Genomic DNA, 17,331 nt, shown 5'->3' with positions numbered 1-17,331 from the left:
CCACCCACTTCGTATAACAAAAAGCTACATAATAGATGATCAAAGTTACTATTGTTCCCCTTCGTTTTTCATGAACCAAAGTATTCTTTACTAATCCATAATATACTTAATTAGATCTAATTTCAACTAAATATACTCGAAATAATTCCAGTATGTTTCTCGAAATGTTCCCTTTTTGAGAAAAAGGAACTGCTTGCCCTAGTCTAGGCATAACAGTCCCTTTCATTGCCTGTCCTCTCCGTGTTGTAATTGCAGCGGTATTCTGCGATTAATACCGAGAATACCGCTGCTGATTTAATTACTCACTGCCAATGTTATCAATTTGGAATTGCGGAGCCCAAGCCATCGAATTGCCTATTGCACGGAATGAAATCTCAATACCAGTGATTGAATCGTGATGCTCCCATTCCGAGGTATCGACTGCAATCTTATTCCATTGATCCGGCGACATGGCTGCTGTATGTGTAAACGCTTCTGTACCGCTTTTGAGTATCACTCTCGTCTCATAGGTTGCGTTAGGCACTCCTCCATAAGAATTGATGTGATAATAAAATACAGACGAAGCAGTCAGATCAATCGGTGCAGAAGTGGTTACCGTCAACGTCTTCCAAGCATCTGCAGCAGCAGGTTGTGTTACAGCCGCTAACGCATACTTGCCCTCATTAGGCACAGTTGGTCCATTAGCGAAGGATTGAACAGCCGCGACACTTACCACATTTCCACCCGCTGTCCAGCCTTGCACACCATCCTCGAAACTATACAACGTATCACTAGGTTCAACTACAGGATCTTTGTCTTGCAGTGGAAACTGGAAGCTTCGTGATTCATACTTTAGCGTTACCTTAGGCTCTACACCATCGTTCGGCTTGTATTTCGTTACTTTAAGAGTAAGCGTCTTGCTTTGTCCCGTTTTAAGACCATCTAATGAAATACTGCTCGGAGACACTTGAAGCCCCTTGCTCGTTTCCACCTTGAGCTTCTTATTGAGCTTGTCAGAGCTATTATTCATTATGGTCACAGAAATTTGTGATCCGACCTCTAGCTTCTGGGACATCTGGTTCGCGGTAACCTCGAGGTTGAGATAATCTTTATCTTCTGTTACCTTCTTAGCGAAAGCTGCCTCGTCAATATACAACTCACCCTTCCAAGGGTCACCACCTTCTGTTTGTACCCAAATCTTGATCCGATCAACTGATTTGGTGCCATTCCATTTTCCGAGCGGAAGTGCCAGCTGCTGCCACCCGGCAGTCGGATCAAGCTTCGCTATTCCCTCTACACTTTGAGCACCGCTATAAACAATGAATTTAGCATAGTAGTCCTTTTCTGGATTCGCATTAGGAAGCTTGAGCGCCGCTGTGAAATAAGGTGTTTTCTTCACATCGATTGGCTGCTCAAAGGTCTTCTGCACGCCTGCCCAATTTATGCCATAAGGACTGTTTATTGCAGCTTTCAGAAAGCCTGTACCTTTGAAAGCCTCTCCTGTAACATGGGCTACAGAGCTGACTTCATCCGACGCCTCATAGCCGTCAGTACCGGATTCAAAGCCGCCATCATTAATGCTTTTCTCCGTTTTTCGTATAAAATCCAATCCATTCAACACAGGCTCCGACCGATCATTTAACTTGGAAGGGTCGAAATTCGGAATAACTTCTCTCCAATCATTAATGCCGATGATCGCTTTGGCGAAAGCCGTCTCCTCAAGCGATCTGCTAGTATCGATATATTTGAATACATCATAAATTGCCTTTTGCTGATCAGGAACGGTAACTGAATTCGGTGTATGCGTCCATAGACCGAGGTTCAAGCCCCCTTCTTGTCCATGATCAACGTGACGGTGCAAAATAAAAGCATCAATGCCATCCAAGAATTTAACCTTGTAATAGGCATAAGCGTAAGCTGCTGCCTGAATCTCTTGATCAGCGGCAGCGTTGCTCAAGCTGTGGAAGCCTTGCTCGGATAAAATAATGCGGCGCATCGCACCATCAAATAAATAATCAGATTGCTTCATGTAATCTACGAGAATTTCTAGATTCTTGAAGGTAATGCGTTTGGTATCAAAAGATTGTGTTGCCGTTGCGTCATTCCAGAACCGTGGGTTAAACAGATCTTCCGGATAAGGATGAAATGCGAGATTCCAAGCGAAATCTCCTTCCGCGCCAGTCAACTGGGTGAGACGATCCACAATGACCTTATTATCGTATTTCCACTTGGAATCACCTTCTAGGTTCTCATTCCAGAAATGATCCAATGACACGTAGGTTCTCGCATTGGCATACTCCGACTTCACGATTGTATCAATCAGACGAAGTGTTTGTGCATACTCATGAACATAGGTATCAACTGTTTTTGGCCCCATGTTATTCCATACCTTGTTCTGACCAATCTCATTGCCAACAATGTAATTAACCGCTCGGCCATATTGCTCATTCGCCATAGAGTACCGCTCGGCCATGAATTTGGTTGCTGCCTTTACATACTTAACGCCAGTTTCATTCGCTGTATTCAAGGCATATACAGTACCGCCCGGCTCCGAGTCTGGATGGATTAAATATTCATTCGCTGATTCGGGGTCCTTATTGTCATACATAATCAGGATGAGTGATACGAGTATCCCATTATCGGACATGCTCTTAATCTCGTTATCCATCCGTTCAATTTTATCCTTGCGGAAGTAATAGGTCTCACCCTCGATTTCGTAAGCGATCGTATTTTCAGGGTGATTATTAGCTTTGTACATAAGCTCGTTATAGGCAACGTTCAGTGCTGCGTGGCTAATTCCAAGCTCCTGCGCATCTCCTGTCATTTGCACCTGAAGCCCCTTAATGCTTTGTGCTTGCGGGAATGGCTCCGTATTACTAGCCATCACCTCTGCGTTGATTACATACTGAGGAGCATCAATGGCTACATATTCCCCTTCGTCTGTACGAGCCGCAACGACGAACTTAGAGTAAAGACGACTGCGTTCAGCATCGGTTAACCCAATTTCGAACCGGAATGCTTGTGCAAGATTAGCTTCGGCGATTGGTGACTTCGCCGCAAGCGCCGACTTCGCATCCTCGTAGGTAGCCAATTCAATCAAGTATAGCTGCTCCGAAGGATGAGCCTCTACGAAAGCCTGTTTCACCGTACCGTCGATCACCAGTCCTCCGCCTTCAATACGTGCTTGTGCCTTTCCATCGTAAGGCTTCTCTAGTTGGGCAAATTGCTTAAAACGAATTTGATCAACCTTCAATGTTCCTGAAGCAGCTTGCGGAATGATTCGAAATGCAGTAATCTCCCCATTCCAGCCTGTCTGATCTGAGAAGTTAAAGTCCTGCGTAAATTTTCCTTCCGTTGGAATGGTGAAGCGTTTCATATTGTCTTCACTCCAAATACCATCCCCCGTTCGCCACTGTATAAGAACCTCCGAGGAGCCTGAACCATTAGTCATGGTCATCGACATGCCATTTCGTTTAGCTGTATCCAGCATTAATACCGGCGACTCCAGCAGACCCTGCCCGTCCCATTCATAGAACAGTTCCCCGCCTGTTGCTACCGCCGTTCCAGACGAAGCAGTAAAGCCTTCCGTTTCTCCCTCAACATTGAAGCTGAAGTCAATTGCATTCGTTGCACTAATATAATCGATCTGGAAATGACCATTCCAATAGTCATAGCCTGGTTGGCCTGGTGATACGTCAGCGAGATCATAGTTTTGCATAAAAGAGATTTCCATCTTCGACACAGCATTGCGTCCAGCCCATTCATCTAGCTTAATAAACACTCGTTTCCAGCTGTCCGGACGAATCGTGGCAACGCTTTCAAATACATCGTCACCACTATATAAATTGATCTTTAGAACATAGTCGGCTGCAGATTGCCATCCCCAGCTATTTGCCGCAAAGGCTAAATAACGATAAGAGGAAAGATCGAGCGGCTGATCGAATTCCCGATAAATCGTCCGCCATTCATAAACCTTCACATTATCCGGAGTCTGCTCTAACGCTCCGACACCCTCATAAGGCCCATTTGGTCCATTCAGGATGCTCGTTACAAATTTAACCTCCTTCGTATTCGTGCTTGCTTTCCAGACTGATGCATCCTCCTGCGTATTGAAATCATTAATGATTAGAGCAGGAAACAAGTCCTCTCCTGTTGTAACATGCTCCGATTCATGAAGCCCTGGATCATAGGCTCCAGCCGAGACTGCAGCAGTAAGAAATAATTGAAGCAACATGACCAATGCAACCATAGTCGAGATTCCACGCAAACGTGACATAAACAACCTCCTCGATCAATTATATTTCAACTTCGCCTATAATATATTCGAAAAGTATTCTTAAATCAATATACTTTGATAAAAGTATACTTAATTAATACATTAGACCTATATAAAAAACTTCTGTCTCTTCATTAAAAAACAAAAAAACAATACCAAGAGAGTCTAGTCTAGACCGCTCATGGTATTGCTTTATAGTGATAATCGCATACAGTTCTATAAAGTTAGACTGCTAACTTAACTTTGTTTATCTTCTATATTGATCCGTTAAACAGGAATTGAATTCTAGTCTTTTTATAAAATATACTCTTAATTACACTTACTAAACCCACAATTGCTACATTGCTTGCAACCTTCAATATTGATTAGAGTTGCCGACCCGCAAGAAGGACATAAATCAAAGACTTGCCTTTCACCTTTATACGGTGCTGACTCTATGGTTTCCACTTGGGTAGTTCCTTGGCTCGTGTACGAATGAATTTCTTCAGTGGCTGCTGACTGTTCCTCACCACTTGCCAAGTGAATCTCTAGCGACTTCGCAACTGCATCTGCAATAGATTCCACTCGATTAGCACCGAAGCCAATTGCTCCTGACCCACCTATACCTTTCAAATGCTTAATAAGCAGCTTCACTTTATTGCCATGATCGCCATAACGCAGGAATAAGGAACAAACACGTCCCAAAGCCTCTGCCATCGCAAACACATCCGAGCCTGCTTTCCCAACATTAAGGAAGATCTCAGCCGGTGTTCCATTCAGATCATTTATTGTAATATAGGCCATTCCAAAAGGAGTATTTACTTTGTATGTCGCTCCTCGCAATACTTGCGGACGGCGTTTGTATTGTTTATCAAGCTCACCATCAGATTGTACAGAAGGAATAGCAGGCTCTACAAGATCCAACTCAAAATGCTCATCTTCCTTGCCAGCAGCTGGCACAGAAGTAGATTCTTGCTTCTCTTCTAGCTTTTGTTCCGGCTTCTCTTCTGTCTTCTCTTCCTTGCTCGTTGAGAGAACCTGTACATCACGACTTCCGTCACGGTAGATTGTCACACCTTTGCAACCAAGCTCAAAGGCTAGCTCATATAATCTGCCTGTTTCCTCTACTGTAAAATCGGCAGGACAGTTCGCGGTTTTTGAAATCGAGCTGTCTACCCAGCGCTGAATAGCAGCTTGAACACGAATATGATCCTCTGCCGACAAGCTCATTGATGTGACAAAATAGTCCGGGAGCTCCTTTCCAGGATGTGCATCCTTCCACTCTTGTGCAATGGGCACATACTGCTTATCGAAGCCTAAACGGCTCTGACGGAAATATTCAAATGCAAAATAAGGCTCAATTCCCGTAGACGTTCCGACCATTGTACCAGTACTGCCAGTCGGAGCTTGCGTGATGACCGTAACATTGCGCATTCCATTAGCTGCAACTGCTTCTCCGATTTCCGGAAATTCCGAAATCAGACCTTTCATGAAGCCGCTTTGCACATATTTTTCAGCATCAAAAGCTTGGAAAGAGCCTTTCTCCGCAGCAATTTCTGTGGATGCCAAATAGGATTCACGAGCCATAAATCCATACAGCTTATCTAGAAATTCTAATGACTCCGCACTGCCATAACGCACGCCAAGCTTGATCATAAGCTCTGCAAGCCCCATCGTTCCGAGCCCAATTCTACGCTCCAGTTTCTGATTTTTTTCATTTTCCTCAAAATGATAAGGCGTCTTATCGATGACATTGTCTAGAAATCGTACCGACCAGCGTGTAACCTTGGCTAGCTCATCCCAAGCTACATCATGGTTATCTTCATCATAAAACTTAGACAAATTGACCGCAGACAAATTACATACGCCCCAGCCTGGCAAGCCTTGTTCGCCGCATGGATTCGTACTAATAATAGGATTAAAATACCAGCTGTTCGACATCTGATTATAGTATTCCATAAATACGACACCCGGCTCTGCTGATTTCCAAGCCGATTCGATAATGGTCTGCCAAATTTCCCGCGCACGAACGGTTTTGTACAGAATGACTCTCTTACCGAGTTTCTTCCATTCCTCCAAATCTCCATTCCATAGCTCGTCATAGTCCTTTTCTTTTGTATCTGGAAATACGAGATCCCATTCTAAATCCTCTTTGACTGCTTTCATGAATGCATTACTGACGCAAACAGAGAGATTAGCATTCGTTACTTGACCCATTTTCTGCTTAACGGTTATAAATTCAAGCACATCCGGATGCCAGTCATTCATCATAAGCATTAATGCACCGCGGCGACTGCCTCCCTGCTCGATCAATCCCGTCGTATAGCTAAACAAGCCGCCCCAAGAAACGGCACCGCTTGAAGATCCATTCACCCCAGCCACAATAGCCCGCCTTGGTCTTAGAGAGGAAAGATTCATCCCTACACCGCCGCCTCGTGCCATAATTTCGGTCATTTCCGTTAGCGTTGTCATAATGCCTCCACGGCAGTCCTTCGGAGAAGGTATGACATAGCAGTTGAATAGCGTTAGTTCCTCGCTTGCACCGGCACCCGCTGCAATTCGTCCACCAGGAACAAGCTTCCAATCATCTAAAATATATCTGAATTTCTCCTGCCATTCCCGTTGCTTCTCTGCCCCGGTTTCAACGGATGACATCGCTCCAGCCAGACGATCCCACATTTCCTGCGGTGTCTTCTCAATCGTAAGCGTAAGCTTCTCCACGTTAGAATCAACAAATTCGCCGTTTCTCAGTTGAACCTTCACATGGTTCCCCGTACGCTCCACAACCTCCCCAACCTCTTTCGCAGGGAATTTGGGATCATCCTTCGTCAGTACAAGCACAATATCTCCAATTTTCGTTTCATTTGTATCTGCATTTTTCCATGCGTAGCGATCCAAAAAAATCTTTTCGCTTAGTCCCTCTAGCGGCTTTCCACTAGTCATCACCATTGTATCCGTTTCCTCCTCTTTTACCTTTCACGCTTATGCGTTTATGTACGACGCAAAACCTAAAAGCACAATATATTGTGTAATAAGTTTATTATACTACACTACATATTGATTATCATATGCATTTTAGACCATATTCATCAATCGTTGTCGCTTACATGACTTCTCTCATTCATTTGCTTGTCCATACTCTTTTTTATGCGTCTTCTTATTAATAATGGATGAAAAGGCAATACTGATAATATCTTATCCCTTTTACTGAGGAAGGAGCTGCAGAAAATGTCATTTAATACAACGCCGCAAGCTGCCTCAGCCGATTCAGGTCCAGCCATCGTCACTCGCAAGCTGCATACGCTAGTTGATTTGCAGTGCGATCGCACCTGGTTTGAGGAACTGCAAAATCGATTGACGCGCAATGGCCCTTGGGATAACTGGACCCTATATCAACTCGCAATGGAAGCTGAGCAAGCCAAACGCATTGAAAGCTTTGAGGAATTGCTATGCTTGCGATCCCTGCCTTCGTTCAAACCGATGCCGCATCAAATCAGTACGGCTCGTAAAGTCGTGCATGAGATGGGCGGCCGCGCTATTTTGGCTGATGAGGTCGGTCTTGGAAAAACGATAGAAGCTGGACTAATCCTGAAAGAATATATCGTTCGCGGACTTGCCAAGCGCATCTTGATACTCGTGCCGGCTTCCCTTGTTTTGCAATGGGTAAGAGAGCTGAATCAAAAATTCGGTATCTCTGCTGTCGCCCAGAAGAAGGCTCATACTTGGGGTTATGACGTCGTCGTCGCTTCAATTGATACGGCTAAGCGGGATCCGCATCGCGAAGTTGTCCTTGGAACCGACTATGATTTAATTGTCATAGACGAAGCTCATAAGCTGAAAAACAAAAAAACGACAAACTATCAATTCGCTAATCTTTTACGCAAAAAATATTGTCTCTTACTGACAGCAACACCTATTCAGAATGATCTGGACGAGCTCTACAATCTCATCACGCTTCTGAAGCCTGGACAGCTTGGCGGTCAAAGTGAATTTGCTGCTAATTTCGTAGTCGACAAACGTCTGCCAAAAAACGAAGATCAGCTTCAAGAGGCATTATCGACGGTCATGATTCGCAATCGGCGTGGAGATGGCGGTATTCATTTTACGAAGCGTATCGTGAAGAATATTCCGCTTACCCTCTCCGAGGAAGAACAAGCACTGTATGATGCCGTGACGGGTTTCGTGAAGGAACGCTATAAAGAAAGCGGAGGCGACTTATCCAGTATGCTTTCTCTTGTAACCCTTCAACGTGAAGTGTGCAGCAGCCGTGATGCTGTTTTCTTAACGCTTGTAAACCTTTTCAAGAAAACAGCTGAGGATTCGCCAATGCGGCCAAAAATTTGGGGGCTGGTTGAGAACATCCGCAGCATTAAAGCCAATACGAAAGCTGAAAAAGCCATGGAGCTTGTCAAAGAAATGAATGACAAGGTCATTATTTTCACCGAATACCGTGCGACACAGGAATATTTGCTGCAGTTTTTCCGTGCTCAGAATATGATCGCTGTGCCGTATCGCGGCGGAATGAACCGAGGGAAAAAGGATTGGATGATGGACTTATTCCGAGGCCGCGCCCAAATACTGATCGCTACGGAAGCTGGCGGCGAGGGCATTAACCTTCAATTTTGCCACCATATGATTAATTTCGATTTGCCATGGAACCCCATGCGGGTTGAGCAGCGAATCGGACGTGTTCATCGACTTGGTCAAACTGAGGATGTGAAAATTTACAACCTTTGTACCACAGGAACAATCGAAGAGCATATAGTCAACTTGCTTCATGAAAAAATCAATTTATTCGAGCTCGTAATCGGTGAATTGGATCATATTTTGGAGAAATTCGAGAAAGGCGACGGCTCACTTGAGCAGCGCCTTGCCCGCATGCTGCTCGAAGCAGGAAATGATTCCGAATTGAAACAGAAAATCAATCATCTCGGATCATCATTAAGCCGTATACGCGATGAGGTACAGACAAGTGAATTAGCTCCAAATGCAAGTCCTGAGCTGCTAGTCAATTTGGATACCCTAGGACAAACAGTGGAGGTGCGGCCTTGAATGAAAAGCAGGTACACAAATTCGTCAATCGTTACTTAGAGGCTACGGAATGTTCTATTTTAGAGAAATCACCTGCTCACTTTACCGTTAAGCTCTCTCCCTTTGCAGACCGTGAGTTAACAAACCGTCCCTATTATTGGAGCTTCGTAGATAGAGTGGGTGCTGAGCCAGAAACAATGACCTACTTGTTCGTAACGGATAAGCAAAAATATGATGCAGTGGATGAAATAACCCCTCCTGAAGTAGCAGATACGACGACTGAGGGGACAGAGAACACCAAGGATGATGCTGCAAACGCAGCACTCGGTCGTTCTCTTGGTTTTGTACATGGGAGCCTGACTACAGCAATTCGTGTGCCTCGTGAGGATTTATATTACGGCGCACGCAAGCTGGATCAGCTGTTCGATGCGGCTAAGGCCAAGGGGAGCTATGTGTATTTGTTTCAGGAGCCGGACAAACGGAGCCAGAATCCTTTTAGTTCAACGCCTTACACCGCATGGCTGGGCGTTAATATGCGTGTAGAATTCGCCAGCGATCGGAAACGAGAGGAGATTCATTGCTACGGTGTATCACTTGCAACAGGGCAATGTGTGGAACAGTTTTATGATCGACTGCTGCTGCAAAAGCTTACACCCAGACTCCCAGCAAATATCCATCTAACCAAAAACGGCATATCCTTCAACAAAGCACTCAGTATTATAGAGCAAGCACTAGAACGTAAGCTTCGCACCTATGATTACAGCTGGGCGGAGGGTGCTTCTGAGAGGCTTACAGAGGAGCTTGATCGAATCGGCGGTTATTACGAGCTGCTGATTAAGAATGCTACTGAAGAGTCTAGACCAGCAGTTGAAGAGCAGTTCGCTCAGCGGCAATCAGAAATTCGCTGGCAATATGAGCCGCGTGTGACTGCGTCCGCCATTAACTGCGGGATATTTCATCTTGAAGGCATAGATTGACGTGAATTAGACGTTATACCCAGCAATACGTCAAAAAAAGGCGGTCCTCGGGCCGCCATTACGTGACAGGTTATAACAGTCTTCTTAGAGCTTGTCCCTTACAATACATATGAGGTGATTTCCTATGAAAAAGCAATACATTCGATTGACCGCGGCATGCGTATTTACAGCACTTCTCTTATATTCCAGCGGGCTGGATGGACGCCCCCTTGCAGCTCATGCCCAAAACAATGTTGCGACCAATGAGCCTTTGCAAAAGCAAGTACAGCAATGGGCAGATGAACTGAGCAATCAGCCAAATTTTTCGAATTGGAAAAAAGCATCATTCAACATCTCGCCAATTGGTCCAGGCACTCATAGCTGGCTCGTGCTTGTCAAGCAAAACAAGGTCACAGTTGGCTATTTAATTGTAAATGCAGTAGAGCAAGGCGGCTTTCAACTAGGTGAATACGGTACTAGCACAAGCCCTTTATTTGACACTCAAACGCTAACGCGTTCCATTAAACAGCTCGAACTCATAGATCCTCCGTCTAAAATTGAGCAGTTATATGTTCACCCTCTACTCGCTGCATGGAAGGTTACGACAGCGAAAGAAACTTATTTTCTAGATGCTGCAAGTGGTGAACTGCTGCCTGTCGTTCAATCGGATTGGACAAGCGCCTCCTCTTCTCCTTTGGTAGATGATCACAAGAATCAAATATTAGCTAATACAAAGCTGCTGAAGCATGTTTCCCTGCCTTCATTCGATCGTTACGCTAAGCTGCCTTGGCTTTCTAAAGCTCCTTTACAACTCAGCACGAGCTCATATTCTTCTCTATTTGTAAAAATAAACAGCAAAGAACAGCTCCGCTTTACAGCTGAGCTGTTTCAAAACCAAATGCTTTATGCATGGTCAGTTGTTGGATATAACAAATGGGAAAATGGTCAAATCTATGTAGCCATAGAAGCGGAAGAAGATGGCTCAGATCGTAGATATATTCCGCTTCTCGTTATGCTCCAGCTTGGCCACTTTTACCGATGACGTTCCGCGCGTCCACGCCACCAAAGCATAATACTCATTGGACCCCATCCAAACCAACGCGTCAGCCATGGCTCTCTAAGTGCTTTGGCTGATGTTTTTGTTTGTTTTCGCTCTTCCCTAGGTGTCTCCATGTAAGCTACAAATTGCTCCGTCACATATTTCACGTACTCGTCGCCTTTTGCCATACCACTCACTCCTCCTAGTTGCTGCAGTTGATGATGTTATAAGCTTTCCCTCTAACAATCGAAAGTAAACATGCATGAGTTTTCCTCCAAAAAGCCACGCTAACCTTATATCAAAATGAGCTGGAGGAACTTCGTGATGCGATTTAAAATCCTTATCGTTCTTTTTTCCTTGTGGTTTACTGGATCGAGCAGTATAGCTTCCGCTTCAACTTGGCCGCTGCTTCCAGCAATTACAGAACATGATTGGGCGCTTCCTTCCACTTCCGTTATCATAGACGTTGGACATGGCGGCATTGACGGGGGTACTTCTTCTGGTGATACCTTAGAGAAGGATATCAATTTGGCCATAGCAAAAAAACTTTATCTGATCTTGCGGAGCCAGGGCATTCCAGCTGTAATGAACCGTAATGGTGATTATGCGCTCAGTGAAGAAAATCGCTGGCATATTAGTCGTTCCAGACATCGCAAGGATCTGTCGCAACGCAGACAGCTCACCGAAGAAATCGACAGTGAGCTGCTCGTTAGTCTACATGTCAATTGGTCCAAAAACGCTTCTAAGCATGGTCCGCTTCTTCTCCATCAAGAAAGCGGAGAGAGTGCGCTGCTCGCCTTCTGTATTCAAGATTCATTAAATCGACAGCAGAATACAGGATTCCTTCCAAGAGAAGGAAATACGTTCTATTTATTAAGAAAGGTGCATCAACCTGCAGTTATCGTTGAAATGGGATTTATCAGCAGTGAGAACGACCGAGCTATGCTCACTGATCCACAGCGCCAGAAAGAAATTGCATATGCCATAGCATCAGGGATTCGGCAATATAAATGGATCACCCGCTGAATCGGGAACCATTTGAGATAGCTTTACGAACCGTACGTTAGACTGCATGCCGGGAATGGACTGATGAAGGACTGATGCTGTTTTTTTGCCCGCAGGTCCGACATGTCCAATCGTTATGCAGCTAACATGCGATTCCAAGTGCTTGCGCAGCTCGCCAATTTGCTTGGAAATATGTTGAACGGTGTACACATCATCCAAAAAAACATCATTGGAAACAATGGGCACATTTAGCTCTGCTGCAATTTTTGGAACAACCGTTTTGAAAGTCGTTCGGCTGTCAAGAAAGAACAAGCCTCGCTCCTTGCAAACACTTAGTACGATTCTCATCATATGCTCATTCGCTGTCACTTTGGAGCCCATGTGATTGTTCATTCCAATGGCATGCGGCACATCATCAATTGCTGCCTCCACCCGTTTACGAATTTCTGCATCACTTAAATCCGTCGTCAGAGCACCTGGTCCCAACCATTTTTTCAAGCCTTTATTCGGTTCCATGGGCATATGTACAATGACATCATGTCCGAGCCGATATGCCTCTTCTGCGTCTTTCTTCGTAGTTGGCATGAAAGGCATAATGGCTGCTGTAAACTTAACAGGCAGCTTCATCATCTCCTCCGTCCCATCCATCCCATTGCCGAAATCATCAATAACAATGGCAAGCGTACGAGCTTCCTTCTCATCTGCAGCCAGCACCTCTGTATTTCCTAAGCCTATGACCAAAGCAAATAAAACGATCATCAACCCAGCTCGGTTCAAGAACGCTATACATAAACCCCCTCTTCTACTTTTGTTATTTTCGTCCATATCCTTCTTATCCCGTCCATTCATCTTACTCACACCTCTCACCTTTTACCTTCAGTGTTTGTGTAGATGATGTAAAATATGCTTAATCCTGCATTTTTTAGTTCCTATAATGAACAGACCATTTTAAAAGCAAAAAAAACCTATTGAAGGGCTTTGAGTCCGCAATTTTTATAATCAAACTTTTGGTTTTTGATTGGCGTATTTTATTTTTTTCTATTGCACCTCCCTTGTGGTTTTGGACCCCAATTATTCAAAAAAAGAGGGAAAAATCCTCCTACGTCCACATATATGGCGAAAACAGTAGAAATGTTTGCATAATTGGGCGATTTTGACTGAATTCACCGTTTGCAAGCGCTTTAATCATCATTATATAATTGGTGCGTAAAGGACAACAGGAACGTAAGTATCCGACAATATGAAGGCGATGTTACCTGCGAAGGTACAACCTCGACACGTTTATGTGTTAATGAGGCTGTGCCTTTTTTTGTTGTCCTTTTGTTGTCCCAATGAGAAAGCGGGGTGTTGTTCGCAGCATCGTTTTAGGAACAAGTAAACAATCAAATAATCTTTAGGGTTGTTCAGGTCCGTATCATTTCCAACAAATTCAAAGGGGTGTTTTTATGTTGAAAAGCAAGAAATGGTTATCGATTCTCGTTAGCGTCATACTCGTATTTGCTCTCGCTGCTTGCAATAGTTCAGGAACAAAAACAAACGGAACTTCCGAAACCGCTGCGCCTGAAACGAATAAAAATAATGGCGAAGCTGTATCTGTAACGGAAGAAGACGAAGAACTCGTGCCGGAGAAGGGCGCTAAGCTCGTCATTTGGGAAGGGCAGGAGCAGCAAGCATATATGCAGGAGGTTGGAAAAGCATTTGAACAAGAATATGGTGTACCGGTTACCGTCGAGGTTGTCCCGGGTGGGGATCAAGGCTCACGCCTAACGACAGACGGCCCTTCCAAAACAGCGGCCGACGTATTGACTTTACCGCATGATCAGATCGGCCTCGCGGTTAAAGCGGGTCTTCTGCTTCCGAATGAAGTATTCGAGGAGCAAACGCGCGCCAACAACGTGGAAACAGCAATTACCGCTTCGTCTTATGAAAACGTGCTTTACGGCTATCCGAAATCGGTCGAAACATATGCCATGTTTTACAATAAAGACATTTTTCCCGAGCCTCCAAAAACATGGGATGAAATAATAGCTTTCGGCGAAACGTTTAACAAACCTAATGAAAAGAAATACGCAATCATGTGGGAATTCGTCGGTTTTTATTCGTACCCTTTCATCGGCAGCTACGGCGGCTATATGTTCGGCGACAACAATACGAATGCAGACGATATCGGCCTCAACAAAGGCGATGTCGTGCAAGGCTTCGAATATCTCCGTAAGCTGAAAGCGATTTTGCCGATGAACGCAGGCGACATTACGTATGATGTCAAAACACAGCTGTTTCAAGAAGGCAAGCTGGCGCTGAATATCGACGGTCCATGGTCCGTTGCGGCATTCAAGGATAAAGTCAATTTTGGCGTAGCACAGCTGCCGAAGTTCCCGAATGGCAATGATTCTATTTCCTTCTCCGGCGTGAAATCCTATTACGTCAATTCCTATACGCAATACCCTGTAGCCGCTCACCTATTCGCTAATTTTGCAAGCAGCAAAGAAAATCAACTGAAAAACTACCAAATGACCGGTGCCATTCCTACTAATCTTGAAGCAGGAGCAGACCCGCTTATCAAGGATGACCCGATTACGAGCGGTTTCTTCCTCCAGTTCGCCAATTCGGTTCCGATGGCATCCGTTCCAGGTGTTGATCTCGTCTGGGAAGCGCTGAGAGCAACGTTCATCGCCCTCTGGAATGATACGAGCTTGGATATTAAGACGACGCTGGACAATATGGTCCAAACGATCAAAGACGGCCTAGCCGCCAGATAATAATCGTTCCTGATCGTCAACGATAGATAAAGAGATTTCACCCGTTGCTAAGCCAGCGGGTGAAATCTCTATCTTGTGAAGGAAAGAGGTTACAGCCTCATGAACAGCAAAGCAACCGGAGCGATCTTATCCGCCCTTATCATTGGCCTTGGCCAACTCTACAATCGGCAATGGCTGAAAGGCGTTTTGTTTTTCGCCTTGGGCGCGGCAAGCATTTATTATTTTGTTTTTGAGCTATACGACCATTTCCTTGGACTCATCACGCTCGGCGAACAACCAAGCGGTTTCGTAAAGGTAGGCAAAATGACGCGCCTCGTCGAAGGCGACCATTCGATCTTCATGATGATCAAAGGGCTTGTCGCATTGCTTGCGGCGCTGCTTTTTCTTTGTTATTACGTCTTGAATGTTCGCGATGCTTATTTGGTAGGACAACTCCGTGACAATGGCGGCAAGCCGAATCATTTTAGACAATCGCTGTCTTTGCTCGGACAGAAGCATTTTGCTTATATGGTACTTCTCCCTCCATTTATCACCATCGCTTTCTTGACCGTGCTGCCGCTCATATTCTCGATATTGATCGCCTTCACGAATTATGCGGATCCGATTTTGCCCCCTGCCAATCTCGTCGATTGGGTCGGTTTCGATAATTTTTATAAAATGCTGAACATGAAAGTTTGGAGCAGTACATTTGTCGGCATTTTTAAATGGACGATCGTGTGGGCCGTTATCGCTACGATTACGACCTATCTGGGCGGCATTATTGTAGCCGTTCTTATTCACCAGCCGGCCGTCCGCTTCAAAAAGTTTTGGCGCACCGCGCTCATTATACCGTTCGCCATACCGAATATGGTTTCACTGCTCGTTATGCGCAATATGTTCAACAACCAATTCGGACCCGTCAACGATTATTTAAAATCAATAGGCTTGAGCGGACTGCCGTGGCTCACCGACCCATTTTGGGCAAAGGTAACAATCATAATGGTAAATATGTGGATGGGCATTCCGATTACGATGATATTGGCATTCGGGGTGTTGTCTACGATTCCGCGCGACTTGTACGAGGCAGCGGATGCCGACGGCGCAGGCTCTTTCCAAAAATTCCGTTTCATTACGATGCCTATGGTGCTGTTCTCCACCGCACCGATTCTGATTATGAATTTTGCGGGCAACATCAATAATTTCAACGTCATCTACCTGCTCACAGGCGGCGATCCCATCAACGTCAAATATCAGTTCGCGGGACATACCGACTTGCTTGTTACATGGCTGTATAAGCTGGCGCTCAATCAATCGCAATTCAGCTTCGCTTCCGTTATCGGTATTTTCATATTCTTATTTATCGCTTCCTTCTCAATCTGGAGCTACACCCGGACGCGATCATACAAAGAGGAGGATATGACCCATTGAATATAACATCGGCCAAATGGAAAATTGGCATCACCTACCTCATTCTTATCGTATTGACGGTCATTAGCATTTACCCAGCACTTTGGATTTTGCTGTCTTCCCTAAAAACAGGCAACAGCTTATACAGTGATTCGTTCATCCCGGATGAAATGACGTTTCAGCACTATCGCGATCTGTTTCAAAAAACAATGTATCCTACATGGTTTCTCAATACATTGAAGGTCGCCTTCTTCTCTACCGTGCTCGGAACATGCCTGTTGCTTCTCACTTCCTATGCTATATCCCGCTTCCGTTTTGTCGGACGAAAGACGACGCTGAAAATTTTTCTGGTGCTGCAAATGTTTCCCGGCTTTATGGCGATGATTGCCATCTACGTTTTGCTTAACGCAATAGGCTTGCTTGACTCGCATTGGGCGCTCATTCTCGTCTATAGTTCTGGATCGATTATTACGAATGTATTCATTGCCAAAGGGTTTTTCGATACGATTCCGAAGAGCCTCGAGGACGCCGCCCGTATCGACGGAGCCAGTCATTTGCGCGTTTTCCTGAGCGTTATCATACCGCTGTCCACGCCGATGCTGACTTACGCCAGCTTAATGATTTTCAACGGCGCGTTCATCGACTTTATTTTCGCCGACCTCATTCTTCGAACGGAGGAAAATCGGACGCTTGCTGTCGGGCTTTTCCGAATGGTGAGCCAACGCAATTCCACCGAATTTACAATGTTTGCTGCGGGCGCTGTTCTTGTCGCCGTTCCCGTAACGCTATTGTTCCTATTCCTGCAGCGTTTCCTTATCGAAGGTTTGACTGCTGGAGCATCGAAAGGCTGACAGAACGAAAAAAAAGAGGCTGAATGGCCTCTTTTCTCTACTCGATAATTTCATACGATGTGCTTGACTA

The 17,331-nt window shown here is 45.0% G+C and carries 11 protein-coding genes; 7 read left to right on the top strand and 4 right to left on the bottom strand.

The genetic code is table 11. The annotated features are described in order from the left end of the window. Nucleotides 1-298 precede the first annotated feature (298 nt). Nucleotides 299-4,255, bottom strand: coding sequence for a DUF5722 domain-containing protein (locus AC0YOD_RS01440; protein WP_475797470.1), 3,957 nt, complete (start codon nucleotides 4,253-4,255; stop codon nucleotides 299-301). Between the two features lie 309 nt (nucleotides 4,256-4,564). After that, the gene (locus AC0YOD_RS01435; protein ID WP_475797469.1) at nucleotides 4,565-7,177 is read right to left on the bottom strand and encodes an adenosylcobalamin-dependent ribonucleoside-diphosphate reductase; all 2,613 of its coding nucleotides are present in this window, start codon (nucleotides 7,175-7,177) and stop codon (nucleotides 4,565-4,567) included. Nucleotides 7,178-7,462: 285 nt separating this feature from the next. Here AC0YOD_RS01435 and AC0YOD_RS01430 point away from each other — a divergent pair, with 285 nt between their 5' ends. The 3 genes from AC0YOD_RS01430 (at nucleotide 7,463) to AC0YOD_RS01420 (ending at nucleotide 11,263) form a co-directional block, all read left to right on the top strand. After that, nucleotides 7,463-9,286 (top strand): DEAD/DEAH box helicase, encoded by a 1,824-nt coding sequence (locus AC0YOD_RS01430; RefSeq protein WP_475797468.1) that lies wholly within the window; start codon nucleotides 7,463-7,465, stop codon nucleotides 9,284-9,286. Next, entirely contained in the window at nucleotides 9,283-10,242 is a 960-nt protein-coding gene (locus AC0YOD_RS01425; RefSeq protein WP_475797467.1) for a YqhG family protein, read from the top strand. The genes AC0YOD_RS01430 and AC0YOD_RS01425 overlap by 4 nt, the downstream gene beginning before the upstream one ends. 124 nt (nucleotides 10,243-10,366) lie before the next feature. After that, nucleotides 10,367-11,263 carry a hypothetical protein gene (locus AC0YOD_RS01420; protein ID WP_475797466.1) on the top strand — a complete coding sequence of 299 codons (897 nt, stop codon included), beginning with the start codon at nucleotides 10,367-10,369 and terminating at the stop codon, nucleotides 11,261-11,263. Here the strand turns inward: AC0YOD_RS01420 and AC0YOD_RS01415 are convergent. Beyond that, nucleotides 11,254-11,448, bottom strand: coding sequence for a YqzE family protein (locus AC0YOD_RS01415; protein WP_475797465.1), 195 nt, complete (start codon nucleotides 11,446-11,448; stop codon nucleotides 11,254-11,256). The two genes, AC0YOD_RS01420 and AC0YOD_RS01415, sit on opposite strands and share 10 nt — an antisense overlap. 136 nt (nucleotides 11,449-11,584) lie before the next feature. On the opposite strand from AC0YOD_RS01415, the gene AC0YOD_RS01410 reads away from it, so the two are divergent. Beyond that, on the top strand, nucleotides 11,585-12,286 hold the full coding sequence (locus AC0YOD_RS01410; protein WP_475797464.1) for an N-acetylmuramoyl-L-alanine amidase family protein: 702 nt from the start codon (nucleotides 11,585-11,587) through the stop codon (nucleotides 12,284-12,286). Here the strand turns inward: AC0YOD_RS01410 and AC0YOD_RS01405 are convergent. Then, entirely contained in the window at nucleotides 12,251-13,024 is a 774-nt protein-coding gene (locus AC0YOD_RS01405; protein ID WP_475798335.1) for a divergent polysaccharide deacetylase family protein, read from the bottom strand. The genes AC0YOD_RS01410 and AC0YOD_RS01405 overlap by 36 nt on opposite strands. 686 nt (nucleotides 13,025-13,710) lie before the next feature. Here AC0YOD_RS01405 and AC0YOD_RS01400 point away from each other — a divergent pair. From AC0YOD_RS01400 to AC0YOD_RS01390, 3 genes are all read left to right on the top strand, one after another. Beyond that, entirely contained in the window at nucleotides 13,711-15,024 is a 1,314-nt protein-coding gene (locus AC0YOD_RS01400; protein WP_475797463.1) for a sugar ABC transporter substrate-binding protein, read from the top strand. 99 nt (nucleotides 15,025-15,123) lie between these two features. Further along, entirely contained in the window at nucleotides 15,124-16,431 is a 1,308-nt protein-coding gene (locus AC0YOD_RS01395) for a carbohydrate ABC transporter permease (protein WP_475797462.1), read from the top strand. After that, nucleotides 16,428-17,261, top strand: coding sequence for a sugar ABC transporter permease (locus AC0YOD_RS01390; RefSeq protein WP_475797461.1), 834 nt, complete (start codon nucleotides 16,428-16,430; stop codon nucleotides 17,259-17,261). The genes AC0YOD_RS01395 and AC0YOD_RS01390 overlap by 4 nt, the downstream gene beginning before the upstream one ends. Nucleotides 17,262-17,331: the final 70 nt, after the last annotated feature.

The sequence above is a fragment of the Paenibacillus sp. J31P13 genome (genome assembly GCF_056269295.1).
The sequence above is the reverse complement of the archived record's forward strand: the minus strand, read 5'-3'. Positions and strand labels throughout refer to the sequence as shown.

Coding starts and splice junctions, on each gene's coding strand:
- AC0YOD_RS01440 (WP_475797470.1), bottom strand. CDS start 4,255: ATGTCACGTTTGCGTGGAATCTCGACTATGGTTGCATTGGTCATGTTG.
- AC0YOD_RS01435 (WP_475797469.1), bottom strand. CDS start 7,177: ATGACTAGTGGAAAGCCGCTAGAGGGACTAAGCGAAAAGATTTTTTTG.
- AC0YOD_RS01430 (WP_475797468.1), top strand. CDS start 7,463: ATGTCATTTAATACAACGCCGCAAGCTGCCTCAGCCGATTCAGGTCCA.
- AC0YOD_RS01420 (WP_475797466.1), top strand. CDS start 10,367: ATGAAAAAGCAATACATTCGATTGACCGCGGCATGCGTATTTACAGCA.
- AC0YOD_RS01415 (WP_475797465.1), bottom strand. CDS start 11,448: ATGGCAAAAGGCGACGAGTACGTGAAATATGTGACGGAGCAATTTGTA.
- AC0YOD_RS01410 (WP_475797464.1), top strand. CDS start 11,585: ATGCGATTTAAAATCCTTATCGTTCTTTTTTCCTTGTGGTTTACTGGA.
- AC0YOD_RS01405 (WP_475798335.1), bottom strand. CDS start 13,024: ATGATCGTTTTATTTGCTTTGGTCATAGGCTTAGGAAATACAGAGGTG.
- AC0YOD_RS01400 (WP_475797463.1), top strand. CDS start 13,711: ATGTTGAAAAGCAAGAAATGGTTATCGATTCTCGTTAGCGTCATACTC.
- AC0YOD_RS01395 (WP_475797462.1), top strand. CDS start 15,124: ATGAACAGCAAAGCAACCGGAGCGATCTTATCCGCCCTTATCATTGGC.